The 13,118-nt window shown below is 70.9% G+C and carries 14 protein-coding genes and 1 pseudogene; 9 read left to right on the top strand and 6 right to left on the bottom strand.

The features are described 5' to 3' along the window. Positions 1-264 precede the first annotated feature (264 nt). The gene (locus ABTZ59_RS23875; RefSeq protein WP_351413484.1) at positions 265-807 is read left to right on the top strand and encodes a flavin reductase family protein; all 543 of its coding nucleotides are present in this window, start codon (positions 265-267) and stop codon (positions 805-807) included. Further along, on the top strand, positions 804-2,174 hold the full coding sequence (locus tag ABTZ59_RS23870; protein WP_351413481.1) for an NAD(P)/FAD-dependent oxidoreductase: 1,371 nt from the start codon (positions 804-806) through the stop codon (positions 2,172-2,174). The genes ABTZ59_RS23875 and ABTZ59_RS23870 overlap by 4 nt, the downstream gene beginning before the upstream one ends. A gap of 26 nt (positions 2,175-2,200) precedes the next feature. Here ABTZ59_RS23870 and ABTZ59_RS23865 read toward each other — a convergent pair whose 3' ends face one another. Continuing rightward, positions 2,201-3,031, bottom strand: a complete 831-nt coding sequence (locus ABTZ59_RS23865) for an AraC family transcriptional regulator (RefSeq protein WP_351413476.1) — start codon at positions 3,029-3,031, stop codon at positions 2,201-2,203. A 56-nt stretch (positions 3,032-3,087) separates the two neighbouring features. Between ABTZ59_RS23865 and ABTZ59_RS23860 the strand changes: the two genes are divergently transcribed. Then, positions 3,088-3,477, top strand: a complete 390-nt coding sequence (locus ABTZ59_RS23860) for a hypothetical protein (RefSeq protein ID WP_249948935.1) — start codon at positions 3,088-3,090, stop codon at positions 3,475-3,477. 148 nt (positions 3,478-3,625) lie between these two features. On the opposite strand, the pseudogene ABTZ59_RS23855 reads toward ABTZ59_RS23860, so the two are convergent. The 3 genes and pseudogenes from ABTZ59_RS23855 to ABTZ59_RS23845 form a co-directional block, all read right to left on the bottom strand. Beyond that, positions 3,626-3,712 (bottom strand): annotated as a pseudogene (locus ABTZ59_RS23855). A gap of 92 nt (positions 3,713-3,804) precedes the next feature. Continuing rightward, the gene (locus ABTZ59_RS23850) at positions 3,805-5,004 is read right to left on the bottom strand and encodes a GDSL-type esterase/lipase family protein (protein ID WP_351413462.1); all 1,200 of its coding nucleotides are present in this window, start codon (positions 5,002-5,004) and stop codon (positions 3,805-3,807) included. A 79-nt stretch (positions 5,005-5,083) separates the two neighbouring features. After that, on the bottom strand, positions 5,084-5,653 hold the full coding sequence (locus tag ABTZ59_RS23845) for a TetR/AcrR family transcriptional regulator (protein WP_351413452.1): 570 nt from the start codon (positions 5,651-5,653) through the stop codon (positions 5,084-5,086). Between the two features lie 162 nt (positions 5,654-5,815). Here ABTZ59_RS23845 and ABTZ59_RS23840 point away from each other — a divergent pair, with 162 nt between their 5' ends. The 5 genes from ABTZ59_RS23840 to ABTZ59_RS23820 all read left to right on the top strand — a co-directional run bounded on the left by ABTZ59_RS23840 (position 5,816) and on the right by ABTZ59_RS23820 (position 10,763). Further along, positions 5,816-6,589, top strand: a complete 774-nt coding sequence (locus ABTZ59_RS23840; RefSeq protein ID WP_351413447.1) for a helix-turn-helix transcriptional regulator — start codon at positions 5,816-5,818, stop codon at positions 6,587-6,589. Positions 6,590-6,800: 211 nt separating this feature from the next. Further along, a complete protein-coding gene (locus ABTZ59_RS23835) occupies positions 6,801-7,832 on the top strand; it encodes an iron-siderophore ABC transporter substrate-binding protein (protein WP_351413441.1) in 1,032 nt (343 codons plus the stop codon). Beyond that, on the top strand, positions 7,829-8,872 hold the full coding sequence (locus ABTZ59_RS23830; RefSeq protein ID WP_351413434.1) for a FecCD family ABC transporter permease: 1,044 nt from the start codon (positions 7,829-7,831) through the stop codon (positions 8,870-8,872). The genes ABTZ59_RS23835 and ABTZ59_RS23830 overlap by 4 nt, the downstream gene beginning before the upstream one ends. Beyond that, entirely contained in the window at positions 8,869-9,921 is a 1,053-nt protein-coding gene (locus tag ABTZ59_RS23825) for a FecCD family ABC transporter permease (RefSeq protein ID WP_351413420.1), read from the top strand. The genes ABTZ59_RS23830 and ABTZ59_RS23825 overlap by 4 nt, the downstream gene beginning before the upstream one ends. Beyond that, the gene (locus ABTZ59_RS23820) at positions 9,918-10,763 is read left to right on the top strand and encodes an ABC transporter ATP-binding protein (RefSeq protein WP_351413407.1); all 846 of its coding nucleotides are present in this window, start codon (positions 9,918-9,920) and stop codon (positions 10,761-10,763) included. Before ABTZ59_RS23825 ends, ABTZ59_RS23820 begins: the two co-directional genes overlap by 4 nt. Before the next feature lie 61 nt (positions 10,764-10,824). Here ABTZ59_RS23820 and ABTZ59_RS23815 read toward each other — a convergent pair whose 3' ends face one another. Next, positions 10,825-11,190, bottom strand: coding sequence for a DUF1801 domain-containing protein (locus ABTZ59_RS23815; protein WP_351413392.1), 366 nt, complete (start codon positions 11,188-11,190; stop codon positions 10,825-10,827). 208 nt (positions 11,191-11,398) lie between these two features. Between ABTZ59_RS23815 and ABTZ59_RS23810 the strand changes: the two genes are divergently transcribed. Beyond that, the gene (locus ABTZ59_RS23810; protein WP_351413385.1) at positions 11,399-11,830 is read left to right on the top strand and encodes a DUF6010 family protein; all 432 of its coding nucleotides are present in this window, start codon (positions 11,399-11,401) and stop codon (positions 11,828-11,830) included. Positions 11,831-12,001: 171 nt separating this feature from the next. Here ABTZ59_RS23810 and ABTZ59_RS23805 read toward each other — a convergent pair whose 3' ends face one another. Then, entirely contained in the window at positions 12,002-12,766 is a 765-nt protein-coding gene (locus ABTZ59_RS23805) for an SDR family NAD(P)-dependent oxidoreductase (protein WP_351413377.1), read from the bottom strand. Positions 12,767-13,118 lie beyond the last annotated feature (352 nt).

The following is a 13,118-nucleotide window of genomic DNA, read 5'->3' as shown; positions in this document are numbered from 1 at the left end:
ACACCTACAACCACCACCGCAGCCACACCGCACTCGCAGGCCAGCCCCCGATCAGCCGCGTAAACAACGCTGCGGATCAATACACCTAGGGCCTGTCTGACACATAGCGCCGTCCGCCCGTGCGGCGCGGTTGCGCGGGGGCCCTGCCGCGAAGTAGCGCCGTCCGCCCGTGCGGCGCGGTTGCGCGGGCTGTCGGCTTCGCCATGCCCTCCCGCCTCCGGGGCGCCGTAACAGAAGACAAGAAACCGGACAGGAAGGAGCCCCATGATGCAGCCCGTCATAACCGGTGCCCGTACCGGCGGGCCGGAAGTGGATCAGACGTCCGTTCCCGCCGCCCAACTCTGCCTGGACTTCTACGCCGGCCTCGCCTCCGGTATCGCCGTGGTCACGGCGCCCTCGGACGACGGGCCGGTGGGAACGACCGTCTCGACGGTCACCTCCCTCTCGGCCGACCCTCCGCTGCTGCTCGTCTGCCTGTCCCACACCTCGCGTACGCTCGCCGCGATCAGGCCCGGTTCCGCCTTCGCGGTGCATCTGCTGCACGAGGAACAGAGCGGCCGGGCACGGCTGTTCTCCACCGCCACCCCCGCCGAGCGGTTCGCCGCCGAATCGTACGAGGAGGTGCTCGGCGTACCTGTGCTCGCCGACACCTTCGCCTGGTCGGTCTGCCGGACCGAGGAGGTACGCGCGTACGGCGACCACTGTCTCGTCGTCGGGCGGGTGGCCGCCCTGCACACGGCCGGCGGGCGGCCCCTGATCTGGCACGACCGGGCCTTCCACACCCTGGCGGAAGAGGGGAAGCGATGACGGCCCCGGTACGGGAGGAGCCCTGCTGGGCACCCGGCACCTCTCCCGCGCACTCCCCCGGCCGGGCCTCAGGCGGCGCGCCTTCCGCACCGGTGACCGGCGGCCTGACCGCCGACGTCGCCGTGGTCGGAGCCGGGCTGGCCGGCCTGTCCACGGCCTACCACCTGATGGAACGCGATCCCTCACTGGATGTCGTCGTCGTGGACGCCCGGCATCCGGCGGCCGGGGCCAGTGGCCGGGGCACCGGCCTCCTCGGGCCCCGCGTCGGTCCGGCCATCGACCGGGCCGCCCGCCGCTACGGCCCTTCCATGGCGCGGCGCATGTATCTGGCGTCCGTCACCGCGGTCGAGCGAGTGATCGCGCTGACCGAGGAGTTGGGCGCGCCGTGCGGGCTGCGCACGGGCGAGCAGATCGTGGCGACCCGTACCGCCTCGGGCCTGGCGTCCCTCGCCCGGCAGGCGCGGGCGTATCAGGCGCTCGGCCTGGATGTCCCCGTGTTGTCGGCCGCCGCCATCCGCGAGCGCCTGGACGTCCCGTACCACGCGGGGCTGCTCCACCGCTCCGCCGCCACCCTCGACCCGGCCGCGCTGAGCGGTGCGCTGGCGGCGGCCTGCGCCGCGAAGGGGGTCCGTTTCCACGACGACAGTCCCCTGCGCGGCATCCATCCCGGCAACGGTGACACGCCCACCGAGCTGCTCTTTCCCAGCGGTACGCTGCGGGCCCGCAAGGCCGTCCTGGCCGTCAACGCGGCGGCAGGACCGCTCGGGCTGCCCGTCGGCACGGTCCTGCCCCTTCAGGTGCACGCCATCGCCACCGCCCCGCTGGGCCCCGAGGCCCACGAAGCGCTGGGGGGCCGTACCGGAACGGCCCTCGTCGACAGCATGTCCCTGGCGCCGTACTTCCGTCTCACCCACGACGGCCGCCTGGTGGTGGGCGGCGGCGGAGCCGTCCATCTGCCGGGGCTGCGTGCCGACCGCGCCGCCGTGCTGCGCACCGCCACCTGGACCTGGCTGGAGGAGCGGCTGCGCCGGCTGCACCCGGGCCTCGCCGACATCCCGGTCAGCCACCGCTGGTCGGGGCAGATAGGCATGACCATCGACGACCTGCCGGTGGTCGGCCGCGTCGGCGGCCACCCGGACGTCTGGTACATCGGTGGCTGCTGTGGCCATGGCCTGGCCATGTCGGTGGCCCATGGATCCCATGTCGCGGAGTCCCTCGTCGAGGACGCCTCGGCGGCCCTGGGCCCCGCCCACTATCCGTGGCACCGTGACCGGGCCCCACGGGTCCCGCTCACCGCCCGCCCGGCCAGAGGACTTCTCCGGACCTATCTCCGGAGCATGGACCGGGAAGCCCGCCGCACACCATGAGGCCGGGTCCCCCGCACCGGGCAGGTCTACCCGACGGCGCTCGGTGCCCGGTCCGGCTGCCCGGCGTCCTCGGCGGGCCACCCGGCGACCGTGATCGTCAGGCGAGGGGAGAACAGACTGCTCGGCCGCAGGCCGAACATCGCGTGGAACGCACTGCTGAAATGCGACGGACTGGCGAAGCCCGACTCGACGGCCGCCGTGCTCAGATCGGGCCAGGTGTCCAGCAGAGTCGCCACCCTCACCATGCGTGTCCACATCCGGTACCGACGGAACGTCGTGCCCGTCTCGGCCCGGAACAGCCGGAGGAAGGCCGAGACGGACAGACCGGCCTCCGCCGCCAGTTCGGTCGCCGCCAGCCGCTGTCCGGATCTCTCGGTGAGCCGGCGGGTCGCCCGCTGGACGCGTGGGTCCCGACGGCCGGAGAGACCGTCCGGGCCGGCGAGATCCAGCCACCGCCGGACGGCCGACAACGGCGCGTCCCGCTCCAGCAGCGCGGCCCTCGACGCCAGTTCGCGCTCGTGCTCGTGGTCCCGGGCCGGCTCGGCGCCACCGCTCATCAGCCGACGGCAGGCCCGCTCCCGCGCGGACGCCGGGTCCAGATAGCAGAAGGCCATCCGGCCCCCGTCGGCCACGATCCGGTGCCGCACGCGCGCCGCCACCAGTGCCGTACGGACGACTTGGGCCGGGCCGTGCTCCAGCCGGACCGTGAACTCCCCGTCGAGACCCACCGCCAGACAGCTCACCGCCCCGGAGTGGACGTCCAGTTCGAAGGACGGTCCGACGTACAGCGCGTGCCCCGGCCACAACCACAACGCGGCCTGGTCACGGCACGTTTCTGAAAGCAGCGCCGGTCGCATGCGGGCATGCTAACCAACACCCCGATCATTACTTCCTCTTGTTGAACGGACATCACATGTGGACCGACCGACTCACCACCGCGCTCTTCGTCGTCGTCGGTGCGGTGAACCTCCTGCCCGGAGTCGTGGCACTGGCGCCGTCCCAGATCGCGACGGCCTACGGGGTGTCGATCGACGGACCCGACTCCGCCGATCTGACGGTGCTTCTGCGGCATCGCGCGGTGTTGCTCGGACTCGTCGGAATCGCCCTGCTCTGCGCGGCGTTCATCCCGTCGATGCGGGTGCCCGCCCTCGTCGGCGGCGCGGTCAGCATGGGGTCGTTCCTGCTGCTCGCGTACTCCACACCGGCACTCAATGACGCGACGATGCGCGTGGCACGGATCGATATCGCGGCGATCGCGCTGCTGGCCGTGACAGCCGTCCTGGTCTGGCGCAAGAACGCCTGAACGCCCGGGAGGCGAGGTGCGCGTCCGCGCCTCGCCTTCTCCATGCCCGCGGCCCGGTTGCCTTTCCCCTGCCCACGGCCCGGCCGCCTCCTCCACGCCCACGGCCCGGCCGCCGCCCTCATCGGGCGGCGGCCGGGCCGTCGTTGTGCGGAGAGGGCAGGATTCGAACCTGCGAGGGCTTTCACCCGGTCCGGATTTCCCCAGAACCCCGTTGGGCCGCTTCGGGTACCTCTCCCCACCTCCGGGGCGGGGTCTCCCCCGTTCCCTTCGGTGCTCAAGATTCTGCCGAACCGACCTGAGATTTCGCTGACATGATCCTGAGATGCCTCATGCGGCGCCGCGGTCCGCGAAGGGCCCGGGGGACGCGAAGACCAGTCGGGCGAAACGCTCACCGATGAGGCGGTGGGTGGCGGCGTCCGGGTGGAGCTGGTCGGGCAACGGCGACTCGGCTTCGTCGGCCTCGCCGTAGAGGTCACGGCCGTCCAGGTAATGCAGGTTCGGATCGTCGGCCGCCCGCTGCTCCACGACGCGCGCCAGTTCGTCCCGGATGACATTGAGCGTCAGCTTCCCGGCGGCCCGTTCCTCGGGGTCGCCCGTGGCCACGAACCGGAGCTTCCCCTCGCTGAGGGCGCTGAAGTCCGGCGCGCTGGGGCCCGGGGTGTCCTCATGGATGGGGCACAGGATGGACGAGACGACCAGCAGCGGTGCCGTGGGGTGGCCTTCTCGGATGGTGTCGAGGAAGCCGTGGACGGCGGGTGTGAAGGCGCGCAGGCGCATCACGTCGCCGTTGACCAGGTTGATACCGATCTTGACGCTGATGAAGTCGGCCGGGGTGTCCCGCAGGGCGCGGGCGGTGAACGGATCCAGCAGGGCGCTGCCGCCCAGACCCAGATTGATCAGCTCCACATCGCCGAGGGAGGAGGCGAGCGCCGGCCATGTCGTGGTGGGGCTCGCGGCGTCGGAGCCATGGCTGATCGAACTGCCGTGGTGCAGCCATACCTTGCGGCCCCGGTCCGGTGCGGGCTCGACCGGAGCGTCGGTGCGCAGGGCGACGAGTTCGGTGGTCTCGTTGTGCGGCAACCAGATCTCGATGTCCTTGATGTCGTCGGACAGGCCGGCGAAGCGAAGGGTGCCGACGGGGCCGGGCCGGTGCTCGGTGGTCCCCGTGCTCATGTCGATGGTCAGGGTGTTGCCGCCGGTCACACTGGCCCGGCCGGCCGGGCGGGCGTCGACCAGCAGGTCGTAGGCGCCGTCGGGGCGGGGCGGGGCGCCCACGTAGACCCGCTTGGTGGGCAGCACGTCCAGTTCTATGACGGTGGCGCCGGTGCGGAAGGCCAGTCGGACGCCGGAGGGCTGGGACTCGACCATGGCGAGCTGAGCGTCGGAGTACTGGGCGCGGGCCCGCGCGGGCAGCCGGTGCGGCAGCACGCCGTGCGCGGTGTGTTCCAGGTCGAGGGCACCGCGCACGATGTCCGCGGTGATGGGCGTGGTGATGGACGTGGTGATCTCGTTGTGTTCGGTGGTCATTTCTCCGCCTGTTGATCCGGTGGTCCGAAGGGTGTCCGAAGAGTGCGGCCGGGGCCGGTGAATGCCGTGACGGCCGGGTTCATGGTGCGGGCCAGTTCCGGAGCAGGGCGTCGAGCGCGTCCAGTACCCGTGACCAGGATTCCGCCGAGTCGGGGGCGCTGTGGCTGAAGCCTCCGGCCATCTCCAGGCTGACGTAGCCGTGGAAGACGCTGCCCAGCAGCCGGACCGCGTGGGTCTGGTCCGGTTCCGTCAGGTCGTAGCCGCGCAGGATCGCCCGCGTCATCCGCGCGTGCCTGCCGCCGGCGCTGGCCGCCGCCGTCTCCGGGTCGAGCCTGAGCCGCGCCGCTTCGTAGCGGCCGGGATGCTCCCGGGCGTAGTCGCGGTAGGCGTTCGCGAAGGCCACCAGAGCGTCCTTGCCCGCCCGTCCCGCCAGGGCGGCGGCGACCCGGTCGGCGAGTTCCGCGAGGGCCAGCAGAGCGATCCGGGTCTTGAGGTCCTGGGAGTTCTTCAGGTGCGAGTACAGACTCGCGTCCTTGACACCGAACCGCCGGGCGAGCGCGGAGACGGTCACTTTCTCGAAACCGACCTGGTCGGCCAGTTCCGCGCCCGCCTGTGCCAGACGTTCCGCTGTCAGCCCTGCTCTCACCATGACCATCCCTCCATGAGCCTGAGTCGATTATGCAGCTACCTAACCCTCCTAGGCAAATGGCAGTGCGTACTAGGACACCATTACGCACCCGACCGCCGTTTAGGGTGAGGGAATGCGATTCGTCCCCCGCGCCGTCCGTCGCCGTCCGGGCGAGGTGCGCGCATGACCAGGGTGACCAGGTCACTGCCGGCCCTCGCGCCCGGCTCGGTGGAGGCGGCCTTCGTCATCCAGGGGTACGACGAGGTCGTCGCTCACGACACCGTCTGGGACGAACACTCCCACCCCTTCCACGAGTTGCTCTGGAACGAGCGTGGCGCGTCCACGGCCGTGGTCGGCGCGCGGGCCTGGACGATCACCCCCACCTTGGGGCTGTGGATGCCCGCGGGCACACCGCACTCCGGCTCGGCGGTCGCCGGCACGTGGTTCCGCGCGAGTTTCTTCGGCTCCGGCACCACATCCTCGATCTCCGACACACCCGTGACCGTCGAGATCACCCCACTCCTGCGGCTGCTGCTGGAACGACTCGGTGACCCCGCTCTCCCCGACCACTCGCGGGCGGCCACCGAGGTGCTGGTGCTCGACGTGCTCGCGCCGTCGCCGCGCGAACTGCTCCTGCACGTCCCCACATCCGCCCTGCTGCGCCCGATCGCCGAGGCGATACGCGAGGATCCGGGTGACCCGCGGACGCTCACGGACTGGGCGTCCGCGCTCGGCGTGAGTCCGCGCACGATCACCCGGGCGTTCAACGCCGAGACGGGCATGAGCTTCGCGCGCTGGGTGGCGGCGGTCCGCGCACAGCACGCGGTCGCGCTGCTCACCCGGGGCTGGGACGTCGAGGCCGTCGCGGAGCAGGTGGGCTACCGGTCGGCGAGCGCGTTCGGCGCGGCCTTCCGGCGCACGACCGGGCTCACCCCGGGAATCTTCCGGACGCGCTGAGCGTCCGGCGCCGGGGAAGCCGGGCGCGTGTCCCGATCGCTACAACAGGTGTCTCAAATGGTCGATTGCGACAGGGGGCGACCTCTTCTAGAGTGCGAAGGCAAGCCTTACCTAACTGACTTGCGTACGGTGCACCACTCCACGACGGCATCCCGGGCCCCAGACGTGCGAGGACCGGCACCCCTGGTATCCGGAAGTGGAGTAAGAATCGATGCGTTCATATCGCCTGCGCCTGCTCACCGTGGCGGCCACCCTGCTGGGACTCGCCGCCTGCGGTGGTCCGCCCGCCGCCGAGGACGGGGGCGGGAAGAGCCCTTCGGGAGCCTTCCCCCTGACGATCGAGCACGCCCTCGGCAAGACGACCATCCCGTCGAAGCCGAAGCGCGTCGCCACGGTGAACTGGGCCAATCACGAGGTGCCGCTGGCGCTCGGCGTCGTACCCGTCGGCATGGCGGCGGCGAACTTCGGCGACGACGACGGCGACGGGGTCCTGCCCTGGGTCGAGAAGCGGCTCGACGAACTCCACGCCGATACGCCCGTGCTGTTCAACGAGACCGACGGGATCGACTTCGAGGCCGTGGCGGACACGAAGCCGGATGTGATCCTGGCCGCCTACTCGGGCCTGACCAAGCAGGACTTCGAGACACTGAGCGACATCGCCCCCGTGGTGGCGTATCCGGACGCCGCCTGGGCGACGCCGTGGCGCGAGATCATCCGGACGAACAGCAAGGCGATCGGGCTCGCCGACGAGGGCGAGGAACTGATCACCGACCTTGAGGGGGACATCGAGAAGACCGTCGCGAAGTACCCCCAGCTCAAGGGGAAGTCGGCGATGTTCATGACGCATGTCGACCCCAACGACGTCAGCAAGGTCGGCTTCTACACGGCACACGACACACGGACGCTCTTCTTCGAGGACCTCGGGCTGAAGATCCCGGGCAGCATCGCGAAGGCCTCCGAGGGCACGGACAAGTTCGCCCTGACGCAGAGCGCCGAACAGATCGACGTGTTCGACGACGTCGACATCATCACCGGCTACGGCGATGAGAAGGGCGATCTGATCAAGACGCTCAAGAAGGACCCCCTGCTGTCGAAGATCCCCGCCGTCGAGCGCGACTCCACGTATCTCCTGCCCGGAAGCTCCCCCTTGGGAACCGCGGCGAACCCGACACCTCTGTCGATCTCGTGGGTGCTCGACGACTACGTCGCGGCGCTCGCGGAGGCCGCGGACAAGGTCAAGTGACGACGGCCGACCCCCGACGCCTGCCGGACGCCGCGGTGGTGCGGCGTCCGGCGCGCGTGCGGACACTGTGGTTCCTTGTCGCGGTTCTGGCGCTGGCCGCGATCATGGTGGCTTCCATCGCCCTGGGCTCACGGGATGTCGCCTGGTCCGATGTCCGGGCGGCGCTCGGGGGCGCGGACGCGACCTTGGAACAGGCTGCGGCCACCAAGCGGATACCCCGTACGGTGCTCGCTGCGGTGATCGGTGCGGCGCTCGGCCTGGCCGGCGGCGTCATGCAGGGCGTGACCCGCAACCCGCTGGCCGACCCGGGCATCCTGGGGGTGAACATGGGGGCGTCGCTCGCCGTTGTCACGGGGGTCGCGTTCTTCGGGCTCACCTCGCCGACCGGCTATGTCTGGGTCGCGATGGGAGGTGCCGCGCTCTCGGCCGTGTTCGTGTACACGGTCGGGACGATCGGGCGCGGAGGTGCCACGCCCCTCAAACTCGCGCTCGCCGGGGCCGCCACCTCGGCCGCGTTCGCCTCACTCGTCAGCGCCGTCATCCTGCCTCGCAACGACATCGCCGGAAGCTTCCGGCTCTGGCAGATCGGCGGCGTGGGCGGAGCGTCCTTCGACCGGATCGGGCAGGTGCTGCCCTTCCTTGTCGTGGGATTCGCCATCTGCCTGCTGTCGGCACGCGCGCTGAACTCGCTCGCGCTGGGCGACGAGCTCGCGGCCGGACTCGGCGAACGCGTCGCCGTGGCACGGGCCGTGGCCGCGCTCGGCGCTGTCGTGCTGTGCGGCGCGTCGACCGCGGTGGCCGGGCCGATCGGATTCGTCGGTCTCGTCGTTCCGCACACCTGTCGCCTGCTGGTCGGCGTGGACCATCGCTGGCTGCTGCCGTACTCGGTGCTGCTGGGCGCGGCGCTGCTCACCGCCGCCGATGTGGTCGGACGGGTTGTGGCGCGCCCCGCGGAGATCGACGTGGGGATCGTGACGGCTCTGATCGGCGCCCCGTTCTTCATCTACATCGTCCGCCGACAGAAGGTGCGTGCCCTGTGAGCGCCCATGTCCTCACCCGGCCGCCGACCCGCGACGACCTCGCCAGGGGCCGCGAACGCCGGGTGTCCCGACGACGCCTCGTCGTCCTGGTGCTGGCCGTCCTCGTCGTCGCCGTGTTCGCCGTGACCCTGATGGCCGGGCAGACGTTCTACCCGCCCGGCGACGTGGTCCGGGTGATCCTCGGCGAGCAGGTGCCGGGGGCGTCCTTCACCGTCGGGCGGCTGCGGCTGCCGCGGGCGGTCCTCGCCGTGACCGCGGGGTTCGGCTTCGGTCTGGCCGGTGTCACCTTCCAGACCATGCTGCGCAACCCGCTCGCCAGCCCCGACATCATCGGCATCAGCTCCGGCGCGAGCGCCGCGGCGGCCCTCGCGATCGTCACACTGTCCCTCGGTGAGACCGCGGTGTCGGCCCTCGCGATCGTCGCCGCTCTCGCCGTGGCGATGCTGGTGTACACCCTGGCGTTCAGGGACGGAGTCGTCGGAACTCGGCTCATCCTGATCGGCATCGGGATCTCCGCGATGCTCGACAGCGTCATCTCCTACGTCCTGTCCCAGGCCGCCGAGTGGGACCTCCAAGAGGCGACGCGCTGGCTGACCGGCAGTCTCAACGGGACGACGTGGGAACAGACCGTCCCCACCCTCGCGGCCCTGGCCGTGCTCTGTCCCGTACTGCTGTCACAGTCGCGCAACCTCTCCGCGATGCGGCTCGGCGACGACACCGCCTCCGCCCTCGGGGTGCGTGTCGAACGCACTCGCGTCACCGTGATCATCGCCGCCGTCGGCCTGATCGCCTTCGCGACGGCGGCCGCCGGGCCCATCGCGTTCGTGGCGTTCCTCTCCGGTCCCATCGCGGCCAGGATCGCCGGGCCGGGCGGCTCCCTGCTGATACCCGCGGGACTCGTCGGCTCCCTCCTCGTACTCACCGCCGACTTCACCGGCCAGTTCGCCTTCGACTCCCGCTACCCGGTCGGCGTGGTCACCGGCGTTCTCGGCGCGCCCTATCTCGTCTATCTGATCATCCGTACCAACCGGGCCGGAGGCTCGCTGTGACCATGACCCACTCGCTGTCTGCCGAGCGCCTCACGCTCGGCTACGGCGACCGCACCGTCATCGAGTCCCTCGACCTCGTCGTCCCGCCCGGCGGGATCACGGCGATCGTCGGCGCGAACGCCTGTGGAAAGTCGACGCTTCTGCGCTCGATGTCCCGTCTGCTCGCACCCCGCGAGGGCCGCGTCGTACTGGACGGCAAAGAGGTCCACCGCCTGCCCGCGAAAGAACTGGCGCGCACTCTCGGGCTGTTGCCGCAGTCACCGGTCGCCCCCGAGGGCATCACCGTCGCCGACCTCGTCGGCCGCGGGCGCCATCCGCACCAGGGTGTCTTCTCCCGCTGGAACGAGAAGGACGACGACGCCGTGGCATCGGCGCTGGAAGCCACGCGGACGATGACGCTCGCCGACCGGTCCGTGGACGAACTGTCCGGGGGCCAGCGCCAGCGCGTGTGGATCGCGATGGCCCTCGCGCAGCAGACCGACCTGTTGCTGCTCGACGAGCCGACCACGTTCCTCGACGCGAGCCATCAGATCGAGGTGCTCGATCTGCTGACCGACCTGAACCACACGCGCGGCACCACCATCGTCATGGTCCTGCACGATCTCAACCTCGCGGCCCGCTACGCGGACCATCTCATCGCCCTCGCGAACGGACGGCTCCACGCGGCCGGTTCCCCGGCCGAGGTACTGACAGAGGAGAACGTCCGCGTCGCGTTCGGTCTCGACAGCCACATCATCGAGGACCCTGTCTCGGGCAGCCCCCTGATGCTTCCGATCGGCCGGCACCACACCAGGCCGCCGGTCAGCACATCGCCGGAACCCGAGCCCGTACCGGAGGAATGACACCGCCGTGCCGCCCCGCGCCGGTCACTCCTCCGGGGCGCGGCCGTCGTCGGCCGGAGCGTCAGCAGATCTCGCCCGGGGCAGCCGCGGTAGCCCGCAGCAGGTCGCGTACCAGCTCGAAGTCGACGTGCTCCGGCTTACGGAAGCGCAAACAGCCCTTGCCCATGTCCTGTCCCGCCAACCGCTCCTCGAACGCCTCCCGGACATCGCCGCGCATGAGATAGAAGGAGATGTACTGCTTCTGGCTCGCGAAGGCGATCTCGGCCGCGCCGTCCCGCTCATACGCCGGCATGCCGTACGCCATGACCTCGTCGAACCCGCCGAGCTCGGCCCGGCACAGCCGCCGCAGCCTGGCCAGGGCCTCCCTGCGCTCCTCCGGCACCTCGGTCAGATACCCGTCGACGTCTTCCGCTCTGCTCCGCACCATGCGGTGAGCCTATTCCGAGCCGGCGCGTCCCGGCCCCGCTCCCCCCGGCCCCGGCCCCGCCCCCGGCTTCCGGCTTCCGGCCCGGCGGCGGGAACCCGGCGGGACCTGTCGGTAATGCCCCTGGGGGGCGAACGGGCACGGCCCTAGCGTGATGAGCGGTTCCCGCGCCGCTCCGGTCGCGCCGCCCACCCCAGGAGAGAGCACACCCATGCAGTACGTCATACCGATCGGCATCGGCCTCCTCTACATACTGCTGATGTCCCTCATCCATGAACCACACCGACGGCGCTTCAACGCGATCATGGTCGCCGGAGCGGGTGCCGCCTACCTCAGCGGCGGCGGCCTGGGCGGCTGGGAGTTCGCGTTCGCCGCGCTGGCCACCTATGTCGCCTTCCGCGGTCTGGACTCGTGGACCTTCATCGGTATCGGCTGGCTGCTGCACACCGCGTGGGACGTGGTTCACCATCTCAAGGGCAGCCCCCTGATCCCCTTCTTCCACGACTCGTCGCTGGGCTGCGCGATCTGCGACCCGGTCATCGCGCTGTGGTGCCTGCGGGGAGGCCCGTCACTGCTCAAGCTCCCGCGGAAGGGGCACACGAAGCTCGCCCCGCAGGGCGCCCGCCCGGGCGATGTCGTGTGACACGTCCTAGGTCCTGTCCGGTCGATCTTCGCGGATAAGCCCGCGGCGTCTGGTGCCGTGCATCGCAAGGCGGAGGATCGCCCACGTACTGGACGTACTTAGGCGACTCCGACAACGCGGCGAGGTGCGGTGCCAGGCGTCGCGGGCCCGCGAAGATCGACCGGGCAGGACCTAGACTGCGCCGCGCCCGCCGTCCACCGGGATCACGGCGCCGGTGATGTAGCCCGCCTTGGGGGAGACCAAGAAGGCGATGACGTCGGCGATCTCGTCGGCTCGCGCCGGCCGGTTCAGCAGGGTCGTTCTGCCCAGTCGCTCGACGATCTCGGGTACCGCCGCCGTCACCACCGGGCCGGGAGCGATGGTGTTGACGCGTACGCCACTGGGGCTGAATTCCACTGCCCACGCACGGGTGAGTGCCGCGAGCGCGGCTTTCGTCGCGCTGTAGGCGGCGCCGCCGTCCAGTCCGATCTGCCCCGCCATGCTGCCGAGGTTGATGATGTTGCCGGTGCCGCGCTCGACCATGCCCGGCGCCAGCGCCGCCACCAGGTAGTACGCGGCCCGGACATTGGTCGCGAACAGTGTGTCGAACGTGTCCGGGGCGAGGTCCGCCGTGGCGCCGAACCAGCCGAAACCGGCGTTGTTCACCAGCACATCGACTGGGCCGGCCTCGGCGGCGAGTCGCTCGACTTCGGCCGGGACGCCCAGATCGGCCGCGACGAACCGCGCGTGGCCACCGTGACCACCGCCCCGCGCGGCGGCACCGGCCTTCTCGATCGCCTCGACCGTCGCTGCCCCGCGAGCCTGGTCACGGCCATGCAGCACGACATCGAAGCCGTCCTCGGCCAGCTTGAGCGCGACGGCTCTGCCGATACCGGAGGTCGCTCCCGTCACCAGCGCGACCTGACGGTGGCCGTCGACTTCCCTACGCTCGCTCATGACCGCTCCTCCCGCATCGCCTCGATATGAATATCCCTTTTGCTCACTATTGCCCATTGTCCGACCGGATCGAGTGCCATGCGCGCTCGACCGCACCGCAGCGCGGGGCGGCGTCGCGCTGGACGTAGCCCCCGGCAGGAAGCCGGCACGCCGTGCGCGATCGAGACATCCGGCCGGACGGTCCGGAGGGCGGGCGTCCGCACCCCGGCCGATGCGGGGCGAGAGTGCTCCGGCGAGCGCTCGTGGGGAGCCATCACGCTCGTGGACCAGCACGTACTACCGGCGGGGACACACGTGCCGTCGGTGTTCCTGGCGTGTGAGGCGATATGTGGACCGGCTCTGTCGTTGGGGC

It is taken from the genome of Streptomyces sp. NPDC094034 (assembly GCF_040303865.1).
In the GTDB taxonomy this organism is placed as follows: Bacteria; Actinomycetota; Actinomycetes; order Streptomycetales; family Streptomycetaceae; genus Streptomyces.
Note: the sequence above shows the minus strand (reverse complement) of the source record. Positions and strands in the feature narration are given on the sequence as shown.

What these genes read in the sequence shown, in the direction of transcription:
- ABTZ59_RS23875 (WP_351413484.1), top strand. Translation starts at nt 265, where the DNA reads ATGATGCAGCCCGTCATAACCGGTGCCCGTACCGGCGGGCCGGAAGTG.
- ABTZ59_RS23870 (WP_351413481.1), top strand. Translation starts at nt 804, where the DNA reads ATGACGGCCCCGGTACGGGAGGAGCCCTGCTGGGCACCCGGCACCTCT.
- ABTZ59_RS23865 (WP_351413476.1), bottom strand. Translation starts at nt 3,031, where the DNA reads ATGCGACCGGCGCTGCTTTCAGAAACGTGCCGTGACCAGGCCGCGTTG.
- ABTZ59_RS23860 (WP_249948935.1), top strand. Translation starts at nt 3,088, where the DNA reads ATGTGGACCGACCGACTCACCACCGCGCTCTTCGTCGTCGTCGGTGCG.
- ABTZ59_RS23850 (WP_351413462.1), bottom strand. Translation starts at nt 5,004, where the DNA reads ATGACCACCGAACACAACGAGATCACCACGTCCATCACCACGCCCATC.
- ABTZ59_RS23845 (WP_351413452.1), bottom strand. Translation starts at nt 5,653, where the DNA reads ATGGTGAGAGCAGGGCTGACAGCGGAACGTCTGGCACAGGCGGGCGCG.
- ABTZ59_RS23840 (WP_351413447.1), top strand. Translation starts at nt 5,816, where the DNA reads ATGACCAGGGTGACCAGGTCACTGCCGGCCCTCGCGCCCGGCTCGGTG.
- ABTZ59_RS23835 (WP_351413441.1), top strand. Translation starts at nt 6,801, where the DNA reads ATGCGTTCATATCGCCTGCGCCTGCTCACCGTGGCGGCCACCCTGCTG.
- ABTZ59_RS23815 (WP_351413392.1), bottom strand. Translation starts at nt 11,190, where the DNA reads ATGGTGCGGAGCAGAGCGGAAGACGTCGACGGGTATCTGACCGAGGTG.
- ABTZ59_RS23810 (WP_351413385.1), top strand. Translation starts at nt 11,399, where the DNA reads ATGCAGTACGTCATACCGATCGGCATCGGCCTCCTCTACATACTGCTG.
- ABTZ59_RS23805 (WP_351413377.1), bottom strand. Translation starts at nt 12,766, where the DNA reads ATGAGCGAGCGTAGGGAAGTCGACGGCCACCGTCAGGTCGCGCTGGTG.